Origin of the sequence: Spongisporangium articulatum, assembly GCF_044465595.1 — a bacterium.
Classification (GTDB): domain Bacteria; phylum Actinomycetota; class Actinomycetes; order Actinomycetales; family Kineosporiaceae; genus Spongisporangium; species Spongisporangium articulatum.
Window position 1 is genome coordinate 1 of record NZ_JBITLV010000002.1, and the last position, 16,944, is coordinate 16,944.

The 16,944-nt window shown below is 73.7% G+C and carries 15 protein-coding genes; 6 read left to right on the plus strand and 9 right to left on the minus strand.

Annotation, left to right across the window (positions count from 1 at the left end; all coding sequences use genetic code 11):
* The first annotated feature begins 255 nt into the window (after positions 1-255).
* Positions 256-1,689 carry an adenosylhomocysteinase gene (gene ahcY / locus ACIB24_RS06170; RefSeq protein ID WP_398276812.1) on the plus strand — a complete coding sequence of 478 codons (1,434 nt, stop codon included), beginning with the start codon at positions 256-258 and terminating at the stop codon, positions 1,687-1,689.
* Position 1,690: 1 nt separating this feature from the next.
* Here the strand turns inward: ahcY and ACIB24_RS06175 are convergent, their stop codons facing one another.
* From ACIB24_RS06175 to ACIB24_RS06185, 3 genes are all read right to left on the minus strand, one after another.
* The gene (locus tag ACIB24_RS06175) at positions 1,691-2,572 is read right to left on the minus strand and encodes a short-chain dehydrogenase/reductase (protein ID WP_398276815.1); all 882 of its coding nucleotides are present in this window, start codon (positions 2,570-2,572) and stop codon (positions 1,691-1,693) included.
* Entirely contained in the window at positions 2,562-3,452 is an 891-nt protein-coding gene (locus ACIB24_RS06180; protein WP_398276818.1) for an SDR family oxidoreductase, read from the minus strand. The genes ACIB24_RS06175 and ACIB24_RS06180 overlap by 11 nt, the downstream gene beginning before the upstream one ends.
* 61 nt (positions 3,453-3,513) lie before the next feature.
* Entirely contained in the window at positions 3,514-4,380 is an 867-nt protein-coding gene (locus ACIB24_RS06185; protein ID WP_398278726.1) for an RDD family protein, read from the minus strand.
* Between the two features lie 29 nt (positions 4,381-4,409).
* Between ACIB24_RS06185 and ACIB24_RS06190 the strand changes: the two genes are divergently transcribed.
* The gene (locus ACIB24_RS06190; protein ID WP_398276821.1) at positions 4,410-5,405 is read left to right on the plus strand and encodes a stage II sporulation protein M; all 996 of its coding nucleotides are present in this window, start codon (positions 4,410-4,412) and stop codon (positions 5,403-5,405) included.
* A gap of 124 nt (positions 5,406-5,529) precedes the next feature.
* On the plus strand, positions 5,530-6,459 hold the full coding sequence (locus ACIB24_RS06195) for a hypothetical protein (protein WP_398276823.1): 930 nt from the start codon (positions 5,530-5,532) through the stop codon (positions 6,457-6,459).
* Between the two features lie 120 nt (positions 6,460-6,579).
* Here ACIB24_RS06195 and ACIB24_RS06200 read toward each other — a convergent pair whose 3' ends face one another.
* The 6 genes from ACIB24_RS06200 to ACIB24_RS06225 are packed head-to-tail and all read right to left on the minus strand — an operon-like array spanning position 6,580 to position 12,278.
* Complete coding sequence (locus tag ACIB24_RS06200) at positions 6,580-7,872, minus strand: DUF58 domain-containing protein (protein WP_398276826.1); 1,293 nt, start codon at positions 7,870-7,872, stop codon at positions 6,580-6,582.
* Between the two features lie 24 nt (positions 7,873-7,896).
* Positions 7,897-8,199, minus strand: a complete 303-nt coding sequence (locus ACIB24_RS06205; RefSeq protein ID WP_398276828.1) for a DUF1905 domain-containing protein — start codon at positions 8,197-8,199, stop codon at positions 7,897-7,899.
* Positions 8,199-9,158, minus strand: a complete 960-nt coding sequence (locus ACIB24_RS06210; protein ID WP_398278729.1) for an AAA family ATPase — start codon at positions 9,156-9,158, stop codon at positions 8,199-8,201. Before ACIB24_RS06210 ends, ACIB24_RS06205 begins: the two co-directional genes overlap by 1 nt.
* A 53-nt stretch (positions 9,159-9,211) precedes the next feature.
* The gene (locus ACIB24_RS06215; protein ID WP_398276830.1) at positions 9,212-10,453 is read right to left on the minus strand and encodes a DUF4350 domain-containing protein; all 1,242 of its coding nucleotides are present in this window, start codon (positions 10,451-10,453) and stop codon (positions 9,212-9,214) included.
* Positions 10,450-11,127, minus strand: a complete 678-nt coding sequence (locus tag ACIB24_RS06220) for a DUF4129 domain-containing protein (RefSeq protein ID WP_398276832.1) — start codon at positions 11,125-11,127, stop codon at positions 10,450-10,452. The genes ACIB24_RS06215 and ACIB24_RS06220 overlap by 4 nt, the downstream gene beginning before the upstream one ends.
* On the minus strand, positions 11,124-12,278 hold the full coding sequence (locus ACIB24_RS06225) for a hypothetical protein (protein WP_398276835.1): 1,155 nt from the start codon (positions 12,276-12,278) through the stop codon (positions 11,124-11,126). Before ACIB24_RS06225 ends, ACIB24_RS06220 begins: the two co-directional genes overlap by 4 nt.
* 148 nt (positions 12,279-12,426) lie before the next feature.
* Here ACIB24_RS06225 and mtrA point away from each other — a divergent pair, with 148 nt between their 5' ends.
* Genes mtrA through ACIB24_RS06240 form a run of 3 tightly spaced genes read left to right on the plus strand, consistent with a single transcriptional unit; the run spans position 12,427 to position 16,780 of the window.
* On the plus strand, positions 12,427-13,104 hold the full coding sequence (mtrA, locus tag ACIB24_RS06230) for an MtrAB system response regulator MtrA (RefSeq protein ID WP_398276838.1): 678 nt from the start codon (positions 12,427-12,429) through the stop codon (positions 13,102-13,104).
* Positions 13,104-14,939, plus strand: coding sequence for an MtrAB system histidine kinase MtrB (gene mtrB, locus ACIB24_RS06235; RefSeq protein WP_398276841.1), 1,836 nt, complete (start codon positions 13,104-13,106; stop codon positions 14,937-14,939). Before mtrA ends, mtrB begins: the two co-directional genes overlap by 1 nt.
* On the plus strand, positions 14,936-16,780 hold the full coding sequence (locus ACIB24_RS06240; RefSeq protein WP_398276844.1) for an LpqB family beta-propeller domain-containing protein: 1,845 nt from the start codon (positions 14,936-14,938) through the stop codon (positions 16,778-16,780). Before mtrB ends, ACIB24_RS06240 begins: the two co-directional genes overlap by 4 nt.
* The last annotated feature ends 164 nt before the right edge of the window (positions 16,781-16,944 follow it).

Below are 16,944 nucleotides of genomic sequence, written 5' to 3' on the forward strand. Positions count from 1 at the left end.
CGCCCCCCCCACCCCCCGCCCCGCCCCGGGGGCCGCGGGCGGGCGGGGGGGGGGGCCCCCCCCGCCCCCCGCCCCCCCCCCCCCCCCCCCCACCCCCCCCCCCCCCCCCCCCCCCCCCCCCCCGCGGGGTTGCTATCCTGGTTCGCGTTCCGGCGCAGGTGATGCCGCTGGCCCAGAGGGGCCGTGCCGGGGTGACGAGCGCAAAACCGCTGTGGCTCGCCCCTGCCCATCACCCCTTTTCGGAGGAAACCCCGCATGTCGTTCGACTTCAAGGTTGCTGACCTGTCCCTGGCCGAGACCGGCCGCCACGAGATCCGCCTGGCCGAGCACGAGATGCCCGGCCTGATGTCCCTGCGCGCGGAGTACGGCGAGTCCAAGCCGCTCGCCGGCGCGCGCATCACCGGCTCGCTGCACATGACGGTGCAGACCGCCGTCCTGATCGAGACCCTGACGGCGCTCGGCGCCGAGGTCCGTTGGGCCTCCTGCAACATCTTCTCCACCCAGGACACGGCCGCCGCCGCGGTCGTCGTCGGCACCGGTACCCCCGAGAACCCGGCGGGCGTGCCGGTCTTCGCCTGGAAGGGCGAGACGCTGGAGGAGTACTGGTGGTGCACCGAGCAGGTGCTCGACTGGGGCAACGGCACCGGCCCGAACATGATCCTCGACGACGGCGGCGACGTGACGCTGCTGGTCCACAAGGGCGTCGAGTTCGAGAAGGCCGGTGCGGTGCCCGCCACCACCGCGGAGGACTCCGAGGAGTACGGCGTCATCCTCGAGGTGCTGCGTCGCTCGCTCGCGGCGACCCCCGACCGGTTCACGAAGATCGCGGCCGAGATCAAGGGCGTGACCGAGGAGACCACGACCGGCGTCCACCGCCTGTACGAGATGCAGCGCGCGGGCACCCTGCTGTTCCCGGCCATCAACGTGAACGACTCGGTGACCAAGTCGAAGTTCGACAACAAGTACGGCATCCGGCACTCGCTGGTCGACGGCATCAACCGCGGGACCGACATCCTGATCGGCGGCAAGGTCGCGGTGGTCTGCGGCTACGGCGACGTCGGCAAGGGTGCGGCGGAGTCGCTGCGCGGTCAGGGCGCCCGGGTCGTCGTGACCGAGGTCGACCCGATCTGCGCGCTGCAGGCGGCGATGGACGGCTACCAGGTCACCACCCTGGAGGACGTCGTCGGCGAGGGTGACTTCTTCATCACCACGACCGGCTGCTACGACGTCATCACCGCCGAGCACATGCAGCAGATGAAGGACAAGGCCGTCGTCGGCAACATCGGCCACTTCGACAACGAGATCGACATGGCCGGCCTGGCCAAAGTCCCGGGCGTGACGAAGACCGAGATCAAGCCGCAGGTGCACGAGTGGACCTTCGCGGACGGGAAGTCGATCATCGTCCTGTCCGAGGGCCGGCTGCTGAACCTGGGCAACGCCACGGGCCACCCGAGCTTCGTGATGAGCAACTCGTTCAGCAACCAGGTCATCGCGCAGATCGAGGTGTTCACCAAGACGAGCGACTACGACAAGCAGGTCTACGTGCTGCCGAAGCACCTGGACGAGAAGGTCGCCCGCCTGCACCTGGCCGCGCTCGGCGTGAAGCTCACCGAGCTGACCAAGGGCCAGGCCGAGTACCTGGGCGTGCACGTCGAGGGCCCGTACAAGCCCGAGCACTACCGCTACTGAGTCATTCGCCGGAGCGGGTGGCGTCGTCCGCGGCGCCACCCGCACCGGTCAGGCCCAGCCGCTTCGGGGCCTGCGCGTGCGCCTTCTCGGCCCGCCGCGCCAGCCGCCCCACCACGAACGGCGTGACCGACGGCGAGATCGCCCGGTTCGCGTAGAGGAACCACAGCCACCTCGGGAACATGGTGTGCACCCGCCGGGCAGCGACGGCGTCCGCCAGCGCGCGAACCGCCGGCGCGACCGGGTAGGTCTTGTTCATCGGCCAGGGCAACCCCTTACGGGCGATCGTGAAGGCCGGGTACTCGTCCATGCCGCGAACCATCTCGGTGTCGATCCACAACGGATAGGCGATGCCGACGCCCACACCGAGGTGCCGGACCTCCGAGCGCACCGAGTGTGCGAAGGCCTCCACGCCCGACTTGCTCGCGCAGTAGGAGCCCATCACGGCGTTGGGCACCAGCGCCGCCGCGGAGGCGATCTGCAGGTAGAACCCCTTGCTGTCGATCAGGTGCGGCAGGGCGGCCCGCGCGGTGCGGATGGATCCGAGCAGGTTGACCTCGACCACCCGGTCGTAGGACACGGGGTCGGCGATCCGCAGGGTGCCGCCGGTGGCCACGCCGGCGTTGGCGACCAGGACGTCGATGCGCCCGAACGCCGCGCGCACGCCTTCGGCCGCGGCACTGATGGCGGCCTGGTCGGTGACGTCCGCCGTCCAGGCCTGGGCCCCGTTTCCGCAGGCCTCGGCCTGCGCCTGCAGCTCGTCCGGTTCGAGCCCGACCAGGGCGAGGCGGGCGCCCCGCCCGGCGAGTTCGCGGGCCAGTGCGGCGCCCAGGCCGCGCGCGGCCCCGGTGATCATCACGACCTGGCCGGTCAGGTCACGCGTCATCGGATGCTCCTCGGTTGGCGTCGGCGGCGCCCCCCGCGCCGACCAGCCCGATCTGCTCCGGGTGCCGGCGGTACTCCGCCTCGGCACGCCGCGCGAACCGGTTGGCGATGCGGGGGGCCAGCAGCGCCGAGGCGGCACGGTTCCAGTAGGTGAACCACAGCCACTTCGGGGCCATCACGTGGCCCTTGCGGCGCAGGACGCCGTCGACCAGCGCGTCGATGGCCGGCTGGGCCGGGTAGACCCGGTTGACGGGCCACGGCATCGCGTCGTGCGCGGCCTTGAGGGCCGGGTGCTCGCCGATGCCGGACGTCATGTCGGAGTCGGTCCAGATCAGGTAGCCGATGCCGACGTCGACGCCCAGGTGCAGCACCTCGCCCGAGACGGCGTGCGCGAAGGCCTCGACGCCCGACTTGCTGGCCGCGTAGGAGGCCATCACCGCGGTGGGCAGGAGCGCTGCGGCGGAGGCGATCTGGAGGTAGTAACCCCTGCTCTCGATCAGGTGGGGGAGGACCGCGCGGGCCGTACGCACCGAGCCCAGCAGGTTCACCTCGATGACCCGGTCGTACGCCGCCGGGTCGGCGATCCGCAGCGTGCCGCCGGTGGCGACCCCGGCGTTGGCCACCAGGACGTCGATGCGCCCGAACTGCTCGCGGACCTCGTTCGCCACCTCGGTCATCCGGGCCTGGTCGGTGACGTCCGCCGTCCAGGCCCGAGAGCCGTTGCCGCACCGCTGCGCCTGCTCGGCCAGCTGCTCGGGTTCCAACCCGACCAGGGCGACCCGGGCCCCGTGCGCGGCGAGTCCCCGCGCCACCCCGGCGCCCATCCCACGGGCGGCGCCGGTGACCAGCGCGACCCTGCCTGCCAGAACCTGCTCCACCATGAGCGGCACCCTCCTCGGTCGGGCGCCCATTCTGGTACCGATCGGTACCGGCGGGGAAGGATCAGCGCGGCAGTGAGGACCCGACGTCCGTCAGCACGGAGGCGTGCTCGTTGCGCGCGCGCCGGACGTCGCGCTCGGCCGCGCGCCGGGCGAGCCGGTCGTGGTCGCGCCGCCGGCGTTCGGCGAGGACGGCGCGCAGGTACTCCTCGACCGGCGGGTTCCCCGGCGGGGGCGGGGAGACGTAGCCACGCATCCGGGTCGCGAGGTCGGCGCCGATCGCCTCACGGGACGACGGGGCGAGCGAGGCGCTGCGGCCGATGAACTGGCGGGCCGCGACGGCCAGCCCGTCGGGGATCCGGCCCAGGTCGGCGCCCGCGGCCCAGGCGGCGAGCGGGGGCGGCATGAAGATCGGGACGAACTGTTCGGGCCGGGCCCGCTCCCGGATCACGTACGTGCCGGCCAGCAGGTCGCCCAGGCGCTTGCCGCGGCTGTTCAGCAGCGAGGTGAAGATCGCGGCCACGCCCGAGGTGATGTAGAAGTCGAAAACCCCGAGCAGAGTGCGGATCAGGGCCTGCCGGGCGCGGATCGGGCCCCCGTCGTCCCGGACCACGCGCAGCCCGGCGGCGAGCTTGCCGACCGAGCGGCCGCGGGTGAACGTCTCCAGCAGCCACGGATAGCCGATCAGCACGGCCAGCTCGGAGACCAGCAGGATCGCGGCCAGGGCGGCGTCGTCGAGCATCGCGGCGGAGAGCACCACGAAGCTGACCAGCAGCATGAGCATCGCCATGATGAACAGGTCGAGCGCCAGGGCCAGGCCACGGGTGATGAAGGTGGCCGGGCGCAGGTCGATGACCACCGCCTCGCCGGTGACGGGGTTCGTCCCCACCGACGTCGTCCCCTCGACCTGCGGGCTCGCAGCCCCCGGCATGCTCACCCGGCCAAGGCTACGGTAGGTCCGTGGACCTTGAAGCGTTCGTCGCGGTGCACCAGGGGGAGTGGAACCGGCTGCGGGCGCTGTCCCGGCGCCGGCGGCTCACGGGCGCGGAGGCCGACGAGCTGGTGCAGCTGTACCAGCGGGCCGCCACCCACCTGTCGGTGGTGCAGTCCTCGACCCCGGACGCCGCCCTCGTCTCGTCGCTGTCGGGGTTGGTCTCGCGGGCCCGCACGCAGGTCGGCGGTGCGCACGAACCGATCTGGCGCGAGGTCGCCCGGATCGCCACGGTCTCGTTCCCGGCGGCGGTGTACCGGTCGCGCTGGTGGGCGTTCGGGTCGTTCCTGGCCACGGCGCTGATCGCCGTCCCGCTCGGGGCCTGGGTCGCGTCGAACCCCAGGGTGCAGGCCTCGATCGCCTCGCAGGAGGACATCCGGCAGCTGGTGGACAACGACTTCGAGAGCTACTACAGCGAGCACGCGGCCTCGGCCTTCGCCGCCCAGGTCTGGACCAACAACGCCTGGGTCGCCGCGCAGTGCTTCATCCTCGGCATCACGGGGGTCGGCGTGGCGTACGTGATCTTCACCAACGCCGTGAACCTCGGCCTGGTCGGCGGGCTGATGGCCGCCAACGACCGGATCGGGCTGTTCTTCGGGCTGATCACACCGCACGGCCTGCTGGAGCTGACGGCGGTCTTCGTCGCGGCCGGTGCCGGGCTGCGGTTGTTCTGGTCGTGGGTCGACCCGGGTCCGCGGTCCCGGGCCGACGCCATAGCCCGGGAGGGGCGCTCGATGGTGACGGTCGCCCTGGGGCTGGTCGTCGTGCTGCTCGTGTCGGGGGTGGTCGAGGCGTTCGTGACGCCGTCGCCGCTGCCCACGTGGGCCCGGATCGGCATCGGGGCGACCGTCTGGCTGCTCTTCCTGGCCTACGTGTGGTGGTTCGGGCGGCCCGCGGCGGCGGCCGGCGAGACCGGTGACCTGCGCTCCGAGCTGCAGGGGGACCTCCGGCCGGTCGTGGGCTGAGCACCGGTCTCAGAGGGTATTTGGTCATTTGCGTTGTGTAGTTGGCCTCGCGTTACCTACAGTTGTCACTGTTAGTCGCAGATCGGTCGCTATCGGTTAATAGCTCGTCCTCGAAGGGGCAGGGATGATCGAACCGGTCGTGATCCCCGAAGCCCGGGACGGGGACGGCGAGTCGCACGTCGTCGGCGCGTTCCCCCGCACCGCGTGGGGTCATCGCGGCTACGAGCAGGAACCCGTCGACCGCCACGTCACCGCGCTGCGCGGCCGGCTGGCGGCCCGCGAGGCCGAGGTGGAGGACCTGCGCCGCGAACTCGACCGGCTGCACCGCTACATCCGGCAGGAGTGGCAGGCCGCCACCCCCCGCGCGTCCGACGGGGCCTCGCCGGTCACCGGGCCGATCGCCCTGCAACCCCTGCTGGCCCAAGCGCAGGAGGTGGCCGACGCCCGGCTCGCGGAGGCCGACCGCCGGCTGCAGGAGTCGAAGGCGCTGGCCGACCGGCACCTGGCGGACGCCGAGGCCCGCGCGATGCGGCTGAAGGAGGCCGCGCACGACGAGGCCGTCACGCTCGTCGAGCAGGCCGAACGCCGCGCTGCAGCCCGTCTGGAGACCGCGGAAATCATGGCGGAGCAAGCACTTTCGCGCGCCTGGCAGGAGGCGGCCCGCAGTCGCTCCCGGGCCGAGGCGGCGGCCCGCGACGCGGTGGACGGCATCCGGCGGCGCTACCAGGAGATCGTCGTGCGGGCCCACCAACGGGCCGAGGCCGCCGCCGAGCACTCGCTGCACGAACTGGAGACCGAGGCCGAGCACGCCTCCGACCCCGAGCACGCGCGGGCCCAGTTGCAGTTGCGGGCCACCTATCTCGCGACCTCGGCCCAGATCAGCCGGACGGCGATGCGCGCCGCCCTCGCGCTCGCCGAGCGCGAGTTCGCCCGGCTGCTGGACGGCGAGCCCACCCTGCCCCCGGGCGTCACCGTCCGGACGGTCATCGACGTCCGGGACGACGTGACCCCCGCCGCCGAGACCACCGAGGACCAACCCCGGCCCCCGTCGTGATCATGCGCGTACTGGCGCCTTCGCACAGGTGCGGCCGAAAGTGTCGCCATGAGGTCCGTCCGGGCGCTCATGGCCACCGATTCGGGCGCGGATGCGGCGGGGCTGCCAGGGGGAGGTGATTCAGAGCCGGCCGGCGGCCTTCAGGGCCAGGTAGCGGTCGGCCAGCTGCGGGGCCAGGACGCGCGGTTCGGCGTCGACCACCTCGGCGCCCAGCCGGGACAGTTCGGCCACGGTCGCCGCGCGGTCGAGCCGGGCCCGTTCGGCGGCGGCCGCACCGTAGACGGCGTACGAATCACCGCGCGCGGCGGCCATCTCCGCGACCCGCGGGTCGGCGACCGAGGCCACGAGGACCAGGTGCCGGCGGGCCAGCGCCGGGACGACGGGCAGCAGCCCCTCCTCGACGGCGGCGGCGTCGAGCGGGGTGAGCAGCACGACCAGCGAGCGCCGCCGGGCCCGGCTCAGGACGGTCGACGAGATCAGGTCCCAGTCGGCCTCGACGAGGTTGGCCTCGATCGGGGCGAGCGCCTCGACCATCCGCGGCAGCAGCTCGGTCCGCGACGCGCCCTCGACCCGGGCCCGCACCCGCCGGTCGAGGGCCAGCAGATCGACGCGGTCGCCGGCGCGGGACGCCAGCGCGGCCAGCAGCAGGGCGGCGTCCATCGCGGCGTCGAGGCGCGGTTCGTCACCGACCCGCGCCGCCGACGTCCGGGCCGTGTCCAGGACCAGCAGCACGCGCCGGTCGCGTTCGGGCCGCCACGTGCGCACCACCACCGACTGCCGCCGGGCCGTGGCCCGCCAGTCGATCGAGCGCACGTCGTCACCGGCGACGTAGTCGCGCAACGAGTCGAACTCGGTGCCCTGCCCGCGGACCTGCACCGAGGCGCGCCCGTCGAGCTCACGCAGCCGGGCCAGCTTCGACGGCAGGTGCCGCCGCGAGTGGAACGCGGGCAGGACCCGCACGGTCCCGCCCGCCTCCAGCGACCGCTGGCGGCCGGCCACCCGCAGGGGCCCGAACGACCGGATGACGAGCCGCTGCACCGTGCGGTCCCCGCGCCGGGTCGGGACCAGCCGGGTGCCGAGCCGGCGGCGGTCACCGGCTGGGACGTCGATCGGCTGCGACCTACCCACCACGCCCGCCGACGGCTGCCAGGCGTCACGCACGACGCCGACCACGCGCCGCCGCCCGCCGTTGGTCACCACGTACGGCGCGTCCACCGCCTCGCCCAGCCGCACGGCCGGCACCGGATCGCGTTCCACCACGAGCCTCTTCGGCGACCCGGCCAGCGCCAGGTCGACCAGTACGGCGAGCAGCATGACGCCCAGCCAGCCCAGCGCCGCGCCGAAACCGGGCAGCAGCGCGACCGGGATCAGCCCGGCCGCGGCCAGCACCACGAACCGCCCCGTCACCGCCATCCGGTCACCGCCATCCCGTCACCGTCAGACCTCCCGCACCCGAAGCCACACCTGCACGACGTCGCCCTCGCCGACCTTGGCCCTGGTGCGTACCGCCTTCTTGACCGGCAGCACGAAGGTGCCGCGCCCGTCGTCCGGGAAGACCGACGTCTCCCACTCGCTGCCGCCGATCGCCACGGACACCGGCACCGAGCCGAAGCCGCCCTTCACGGGCGACAACTCGTCGATGGCGTCGGCCACGTCCTCGGGCAGGGCGACGAAGAACCACGAGTCCACCCGCGCCGCCCACCGGTACAGCGGCGCCTCGAACTCGAACGCCGCGCTCACTACCGCGGCACCGGGACCGACGCGAGCACGGCGTCCAGCACGCCGTCCACCTGCACGCCCTCCAGCTCCGCCTCGGCCCGCAGTTGCACGCGGTGCCGCAGCGTCGGGCGGGCCAAGGCCTTCACGTCGTCGGGCGTCACGAAGTCGCGCCCGGACATCCACGCCCAGGCCCGGGCCGCCGCGAGCAGCCCGGTCGCGCCGCGCGGCGACACCCCGAGCGACAGCGACGGCGACTGCCGGGTCGCCCGCACGACGTCGACGATGTAGGCCATGACCTGCGGTTCCACCCGGACGGCGCGCACCGCCCGGGTCGCCGCCGCCAGGTCGGCCGGACCGGCGACGGGGGAGACCCCGGCCGCGGCCAGGTCGCGCGGGTCGAACCCGGCCGCGTGCCGCGCCAGTACCTCCAGCTCCACGTCGCGGCTGGGCAGCGGCATGGTCAGCTTCAGCAGGAACCGGTCGAGCTGGGCCTCGGGCAACGGGTACGTGCCCTCGTACTCGACGGGGTTCTGGGTGGCGATCACGACGAACGGGTCGGGCAGCTTGCGGGGTCGCCCGTCGATGCTGACCTGCCGTTCCTCCATCGCCTCGAGCAGGGCGGCCTGCGTCTTGGGTGGGGTCCGGTTGATCTCGTCGGCCAGCAGCAGGTTCGTGAACACCGGCCCCTCCCGGAACGAGAACTCCGACGTCCGGTTGTCGTAGACCAGCGACCCGGTGATGTCGCCCGGCATCAGGTCGGGGGTGAACTGCACGCGGGCGGTGCCCAGCTGCAATGACGCCGAAAGGGCCCGGACCAGAAGGGTCTTGGCCACGCCGGGCACGCCCTCCAGCAGCACGTGCCCGCGGCACAGCAGGGCGATCACCAGCCCGGTCACCGCGGCGTCCTGCCCGACGACGGCCTTCGCGACCTCCTGCCGCACCCGGCCCAGCGCGTCGCGCGCCCGCGCCGCGTCCCCCACCGGGTCCAGCTGCCCCGTACCGCCCAGCTGCCCCGTACCGCCCACCTGCTCGGTCACCCCGACGTCCTCTCGTTCGTACGCTCGTGCCCGGCAGACCCTCTCGCAAGGGCCCGTTCCAGCCGGTCCAACTGATCGGCGAGCCGGACCAGTTCCACATCCGAGGCCGGGTCGTCGCCGAGCAGTATCCGCTCCACGTCCGACACGTGCCGCCCGCTGCGTTCCGCGACCAGCAGCGCCAGTTCACGACCCGAGGTCTGCGGCCCGGCCGACAACCGCCGGGCCAGTCGCCGGGCGCTCGCCGCGCGCAACCCCTCCGCGGCCCGGTCCCGCGCCCGGGCCTGCCGGTACAACCGGGCCCGCCCCTCCTGGGTCTCCGCAGCCCGCACCACGACCGGCAGCGGTTCGCCGACCAGCGGGCCCAGCCGCCGGCCGCGCCACAGCATGGCCGCCAGCAGGACGACGAGCAGCCACGCCCCCACCCACGGCACCCAGGCGGGCAGCAGGTCGTTGAACGTCTCGTGCCGTTCGCCGGGCGCCGGCTCGAGCGGGTCGACCGTGTACCAGACCAGGCGGTCGGTACCGCCGAGCAGCCGCAGGGCGAGGGCCGCGTTGCCGTCGTCGTCCACGGTGTCGTTGGCCAGCAGGTCCCACCGGCCGAGCACCACGACGTCCACCCCGCCCGGACCGGTGGTGCGGACCATCGACCCCTCCCGGACGGGGGTCACCCCCGTGGGGCCGCCCTCGGTCGGCTCCGGGTAGCAGAGCACGGCCGAGGCGGGGGCGAGCGGCGCGGCGTCGTCGTCCGGGTCCTGGGGGTCCCGCGCGCGCAGCAGCGAGTAGAGCTCGCCGCCCGCGGCGGCCTCGCCGGCCGCACCGGCGTCGGGGTCGGCGCAGTCGGGTCGTGCGGTGCGATCGTCCACGCCGCCCCGGCCGCGGACGCCGGGGGCCAGGACGTCGAGGGTCGGCTGGGTCGGGCTGATGAGCACGATCCGGCTCGCCCCCGCGCGGGCCAGGCGGGCCAGCTGGCTGTCCACCAGGATCTCGGCGCCGTTCACGAGAACCGTTGCCCCGCGAGCGTTCTCGGCGACCTGGCGGGAGTCGGTCAGCGCGTCGACCGTCACGCCCTGCGCGCGCAGCACCTGCACCACGGCCCGCGAACCGGCCGGTCCGGGGTTGGTGGGGTCCAGGGAGCCGCCGTTGTCCTGGGTCGGGTTCAGGAGCGCGAGCAGGATTGCCGCGACCAGCACGACGAGGACGCCGAGCGCGGCGCCGCGCGCCGAGGCGACCCGCTTCACACCGGCACCTCGAAGCCGCCGGCCACCGCGGACCCGCCCACCCCGACCCGGGCCCGCCCGACCCGGTCGTCGAGGTCGCGTACCGCCGCGTACTCCGCCTCGCCGGCCGGCCGGTGCCCGTAGCGGACCCGGTCGAACACGTCGGCCGCCGCGACCAGGTCGCGGGCCAGGTCCGGCAACGACTCGCCCCCCGTCACCGCCACCTCGTGCGCCGTGCGGCCCGGCAGGGCCGCGATCACCGCGCGCTCCTCGAGCGAGAGCGCCACCGCGCGGAACCGGGCCACGACCGCGACCTCCCACTCGCCCGCCGCCGCCGCGCGTTCGGCGTCCGCCCGCTGCTGCGCCGCCGTGGTGAGGCTGCCGTCGTCCAGCACCACCTGCTTCTCGCCGCGCGCCGTGCGGCGCAGGCCGCCGGCCAGCCAGAGCGCCAGACCCAGGACCAGGAGGACGACGATCAGCACCGCCGCCGTCACCCAGGGCCGGGCGCTGCCGCCGCCCGAGACGTCGATGCGGTTGAACTGGTCGAAGAGCCAGTCCAGGCACCGGGAGATGAGGCCCGGGCGGGCCTCCTGGTACTCCTGCTTGGCCAGCTCGTCGAGCAGCAGGTCCTGCGCGGCCTCCCGCCCCGGCTGGACGGGAACGCTCGCCGGGACGCTGGCGAGCAGGCCGATCATCGGCCGCTCATCAGCTGGACGTCGAGCCCCTCCCGACGCATCCGCAGGTCGAGGTACAGCAGCGCGCTGACCGCCGCCGTGAACGGGTACACCACGGCGCCCGCGATCACCTGCCCGGTGTTCTGCACCGCCACGACGGCCAGGTCCTTCCAGTAGGCGTCGTGGCCGAGCACGTCACCGAGGAGGGACGAGATGAGGGTCGTGGGCAGGGTGAAGAACCCGCTCACGAAGGCGCCGACGATCGCGGTCAGGATGCCGATGCCCAGCACCCGCCAGAAGCTGCGCCGGACCAGCCCGGCGGAGCGGCGCAGCGCCGAGAACACGGACCGGTTCTCCAGCAGCAGGGCGGGCGCGGCCAGCGCGAACCAGCCGAACTGCAGCGAGACCAGCGCGGCCAGGCCGGCCGGGACGCCGACCAGCAGGACCAGCACGCCGAGCACCGGCGTGTCGTTCACGGCGGCCAGCAGGACGATGCCGGGCACCACCGCGACCGCCATCACCAGCATGGCGATCAGGACCAGCAGGACGGCCAGCCCGAGCGCGGCCGGCACCCGCCGCCGGGTCACCGCCCACAGCTCACCCGGCCGCATCAGGGTGCCGCGCACCGCCCGGTCGACCGCGGTGATCAGCAGGGCGGTGATCACGGTCGTGACGATCGCCTGGGTGACCACGGGCAGGATGATGCCGAAACTGCTGGCGCCGACCAGGTCGGCCACGTCCTCGCTGCGCACCCGGTCGCCCGGCTCCCAGTCGAGCAGCGGGCTGCTCTGCAGGACCCCGGTGAAGGCGGCCTGCGGCAGGGTCAGCAGCACGGTGAAGATCGCGATCACCACGGCCGAGAAGCCGACCATGGTGCGGGGGTTGGCCCGGATCGCACGGATCGCCCCGTCGTAGATGTCACCCAGAGACAGCGGCCGCATCGGCACGATCCCCGACGTCGCGCCCGACCAGCCCTGCGGCGGCGGGGGCGGCGTGCCCCACCCGGCGGCGGCCGGCGGCGCACCCCACCCGGACGGCGGCGGCGGGGGCGGACCCCAACCGGGCTGCGCCGGCGGTGGGGGAGGCGGGGCTCCCCACCCGGCGGGCGTCGTCCCCGGCCCGCCCTGGTCAGGGTCGGGTTCGCCTCCGGGCGCCGACCACGGCTGGCTCATCCTGTGCCCCCACATCGAGTCGACGCAGCTTTTCTGCGGTGCGAACCGGCTCCCACGACCCTATGCGCTCGCACCCACATCACGCTGGTCGGACGCCTTGTGCGTGCCCACCTCGCCGGATGTGCTCCGGATTTGAGAGCATGCGCCCATGAGGGGACGTGTGCTCGTCGTGGACGACGACAACGCGCTGGCGGAGATGCTCGGGATCGTGCTGCGTACGGAGGGCTTCGAGCCCACGTTCTGCGCCGACGGCAACCAGGCGCTGGACGCGTTCCGCGGCTCACGCCCCGACCTCGTGCTGCTCGACCTGATGCTGCCCGGCCGGGACGGGATCGAGGTGTGCCGCCAGATCCGGGCGGAGTCCGGCGTCCCGATCGTCATGCTCACGGCCAAGAGCGACACCGTCGACGTCGTGCTCGGGCTGGAATCCGGCGCCGACGACTACGTCGTCAAGCCGTTCAAGCCGAAGGAGCTGGTCGCCCGGGTGCGGGCCCGGCTGCGCAGCACCGGCGACCCGGCGCCCGAGGCGCTGCAGATCGGTGAGGTCGAGATCGACGTGGCCGGCCACTCGGTGCGCCGCGCGGGTGAGCCCATCCAGCTGACGCCGCTGGAGTTCGACCTGCTGGTCGCGCTGGCCCGCAAGCCGTGGCAGGTGTTCAGCCGCGAGGTGCTGCTGGAGCAGGTCTGGGGGTACCGGCACGCGGCCGACACCCGGCTCGTCAACGTCCACGTGCAGCGCCTGCGCTCCAAGATCGAGAAGGACCCGGAGAACCCGGAGATCGTCGTCACCGTGCGCGGCGTCGGCTACAAGGCGGGACCCGCGTAGTGATCCAGGCGTTGGCCCGCCTGCGCGGGGCGACGCACCGGGCCCTCGACCGGGTCCGTCGGCTCCGTCCGGCCGACCTGCACCCGACCGTCGTCCGGCGCCGGTCGCGCCGCCTGGCCGGCCAGGTCCGCCGCCGCTGGCAGCGTTCGCTGCAGCTGCGGGTCGTGGCCACCACCATGCTGCTCGGCCTGCTGGTCGTGTTCGCGCTGGGCGCGTTCCTCCAGGTCCGGATCCGCGACGGGCTGATCGAGTCGCGCGAGGCCAGCGCGATGGCCGAGTCGGCGAAGCTGACCAGGGACACGAAGGACCGGGTGCAGGCGTCCGACTACCGCAGCGCCGACAAGCAGGACGAGTTCTTCACCCAGCTCACCCAGTCGCTGGCCAGCAACGACCAGGGCCGTGGGGTCGTGCTGGTCCGGGCCCTGCGGGCCAGCGACGCCGACGGGCAGACCGACGCGGAGGGCGGGTTGCGCCCGCGCTACGTGGGCGTCACCCCGTCGGTGATCCCGGCCAGCCTGCGCACCGCGGTGAACGCCCGCTACCCGCGGCAGCAGGTGCAGCTGACCAGCATCCCCGACGCGACCGGGGGCGCGGGGACGCCGGCCATCGCGGTCGGCTCGATCATCAACGTGCCGCTGTCCGGGGACTACGAGCTCTACTTCGTCTACCCGCTCGAGCGGGAGCAGCAGATCCTCGACCTGGTGCAGCAGACGTTCCTGGTCGGCGGGGCCGTGCTGGTGCTCCTGGTCGGCGGGGTCGCCTACGTCGTGACCCGGCAGGTCGTGGCGCCCGTACAGCAGGCCGCGCGCACCGCCGAGGAACTCGCGTCGGGGCAGCTGGACCGCCGGATGCCGGTGCGCGGGCAGGACGACCTGGCCCGTCTGGCCCGCGCGTTCAACGGCATGGCGGCCAGCCTGGAACGGCAGATCCACCAGCTGGAGGAGCTGTCCCGTGTGCAACGCCGGTTCGTCTCCGACGTCTCGCACGAGCTGCGGACCCCGCTCACGACCATCCGCATGGCCAGCGAGGTGATCCACGAGGGGCGCGAGGACTTCGACCCGGTGCTCGCCCGCTCCGCCGAACTGCTGCACACGCAGCTCGACCGGTTCGAGTCGCTGCTGGCCGACCTGCTGGAGATCAGCCGGTTCGACGCCGGTGCGGCGGTGCTCGAGGTCGAGGCCGCGGACGTGCGCGAGGTGGTCATCCGGGTCGTCGACACGCTGCGGCCGCTGGCCGAACGGCGCGGCAGCCGGGTCGAGCTGATGCTGCCGACGGAACCGGCGATCGCCCAGATCGACGCCCGGCGCGTGGAGCGGATCGTCCGGAACCTGGTCGGCAACGCCATCGAGCACGGCGAGGGAATGCCGATCGAGGTCGAGGTGGCCGGGGACGCGAACGCCGTCGCGGTGGCCGTGCGGGACCACGGCGTCGGGATCAACGCCGACGACCTGGAGATGGTGTTCAACCGGTTCTGGCGGGCCGACCCGGCGCGGGCCCGCTCGACCGGCGGCACGGGCCTCGGCCTGGCCATCGCCCAGGAGGACGCCAACCTGCACGGCGGCCGGCTGCAGGCGTGGGGGCAGGTCGGCCAGGGTGCTACCTTCCGGCTCACGGTGCCCCGGCACGCCGGTGCGGAGCTGACGCTCTCGCCGCTGCCGCTCGGCCCGCGCGGTGAGCGGCGCCTGGGCGACCCGGTGCCGACCGGGCCGCCGACCGGTGAGCTCGCGGCCCTGATCGAGGGCGGGCCGGGCCGGGCGGACGGCGACGGTGCCGATGAGGGGGACGGCGGGGCCCGCGACGCGGGTGAACCCGTGCAGCCGGCGGGCACGACGTGAGGACCCGACCGCGGGCGCGGCTCGCCGCGCGCTCGTGTCCGCGCTCGCGTTCGGGGCGAGGCCGGACGCCGGCGCGCGCGGCGTTCACGGCGGCCGCGGTCGTGCTCGGGCTGGCCCTGGCGGGGTGCGCGCAGATTCCGCGCACCGGGCCCGTGGTCAGCGGCGGCCTCGGTGACCCCGACCCGCGCGAGGGCATCTCGCAGGTCATCCCCGAAGGCCCGGTGACGGGCGCCGACCCGGAGCGGACCGTGCTCGGATTCGTCCGCGCCTCGGTCGGTTTCGGCGACGACCACTCGGTCGCCCGCGACTTCCTGGCCACCGGCACCAGGCTGGCCTGGCGGCCCGACGCCGATATCGACGTGTACCCCGGTGAGAAGGACCTGTCGATCAACGCGAAGACCACCGAGAAGGACGGCGATGAGGTCGCCGAGGTCACCGTGCGGGCTGCCGTCTCGGTGCACGTCGACGGCGACGGCCGGTACGAGCAGCGCGCTCCCGGGACCACGACGACGAAGAAGTTCGAGCTGCGCCGGGAACTCGGCGAGTGGCGGATCTCGAAGCTCGACGACGGAATCCTGATCGGGGCCAACGACTTCCGGACGATCTTCCGCTCCTTCCCGGTCTACTTCCCCGATCCGACCGGCTCCTACCTGATCCCCGACGTGCACTGGTTCGCCGCCTCGAGCGACACCCCGGGATCGCCCGAGGTGCCCACGGCGCTGGTCCGGGTGCTGCTGCAGGGGCCACCGTCCCGATGGGCCGACGCGGTCACCACGGGGGCGCCGCCGGGCACGAAGATGGCGTTGGGGGCCGTCGTCGTCTCGGACGCGGTGGCTGACGTCGACCTGAGCAGCGAAGTGCTGCAGGCGGACTCCTGGCATCGGCTCCTGTTGGTCGGCCAGCTCGAGGCCACCCTCGGGCAGTTGCGCAACATCGGGTCGGTGCGGGTCACCGTGCGCAAGGCCGAGTTCGACACCGGAGACGCCGTCCCGGCCCCGTCGCCGAACACCCACGGAGCGGCGGGCGCAGCCGAGCCGAACGCCCGACCCTGGCTGCAGGCCGACCCACCGGTCGGTGACCAGGCTCTCGTGATCGACGACAAGGGCCGCCTCGCATGGCTTTCCGGTCGCTCGCTGGAGGTCGTCGACGCGGTCGACGGGCTGCGCGTGGACGGGGTCAACCGCCCGGCGGTCTCGGCCGACCACACCACCTACGCGGCGCTGGACGCCGACCGTGGTCGGCTGCTGATGCAGACCCAAGGCAGCGACAAGGCAGTCACCGTGACCAAGGGCTCGGAGCTGGTCGGGCCGTCGTTCGACCCGCAGGGCTGGGTCTGGACGGGGGTCGGCGACAACCGTGGCTCGCTCGTCGCGGGCCGCACCGGCGGCGACGCGGTCAAGGTGACGGCCAAGTGGCTGGACGGTGCGACGCTGAACGCGGTCGCCGTCTCGCGGGACGGCGCGCGGGCCCTGGTGGCGGCCACGGTCAAGGGCACCGGGCGGCTCTACGTGGCCGGCGTGCGCCGCGACGACGAGGGCCGGCCCAAGTCGCTCACCGACCCGTTCACGCTGATCCCCGACCTGAAGTCCGTGGTGGACGCGACCTGGGTCGACGAGGACCAGGTGGCGGTGCTCGGCGAGCGCAGCGGCAGTTCCGACCGGATCTGGGTCGCCCAGATCGGTGGGCCCGTCGCCGGCCGCGGCACGGTGAAGGGCGCGAAGACGATCACCGCCGGGGACGGAGAGGCGTCGCTGTCGGTCGGCACCGACAAGGGCACGTACTCGTTCCTGCGCAACTGGCAGAAGGCGTCGAGCGCGCGCTGGGCCTCGTACCCGGGCTGACGATGCTGCGTTTGCGCATGATCAACACCCTCCCGCGCTGATCATGCGCAAACGCAGCAACATCGCGCTGATCATGCGCAAACGCAGGATCGAGTCGTCCACAGCAGCCAGGACCACGGGTTTGTGCACAGTCCGAGCGCCTCCTACCCCGGTCGGCACCCGAC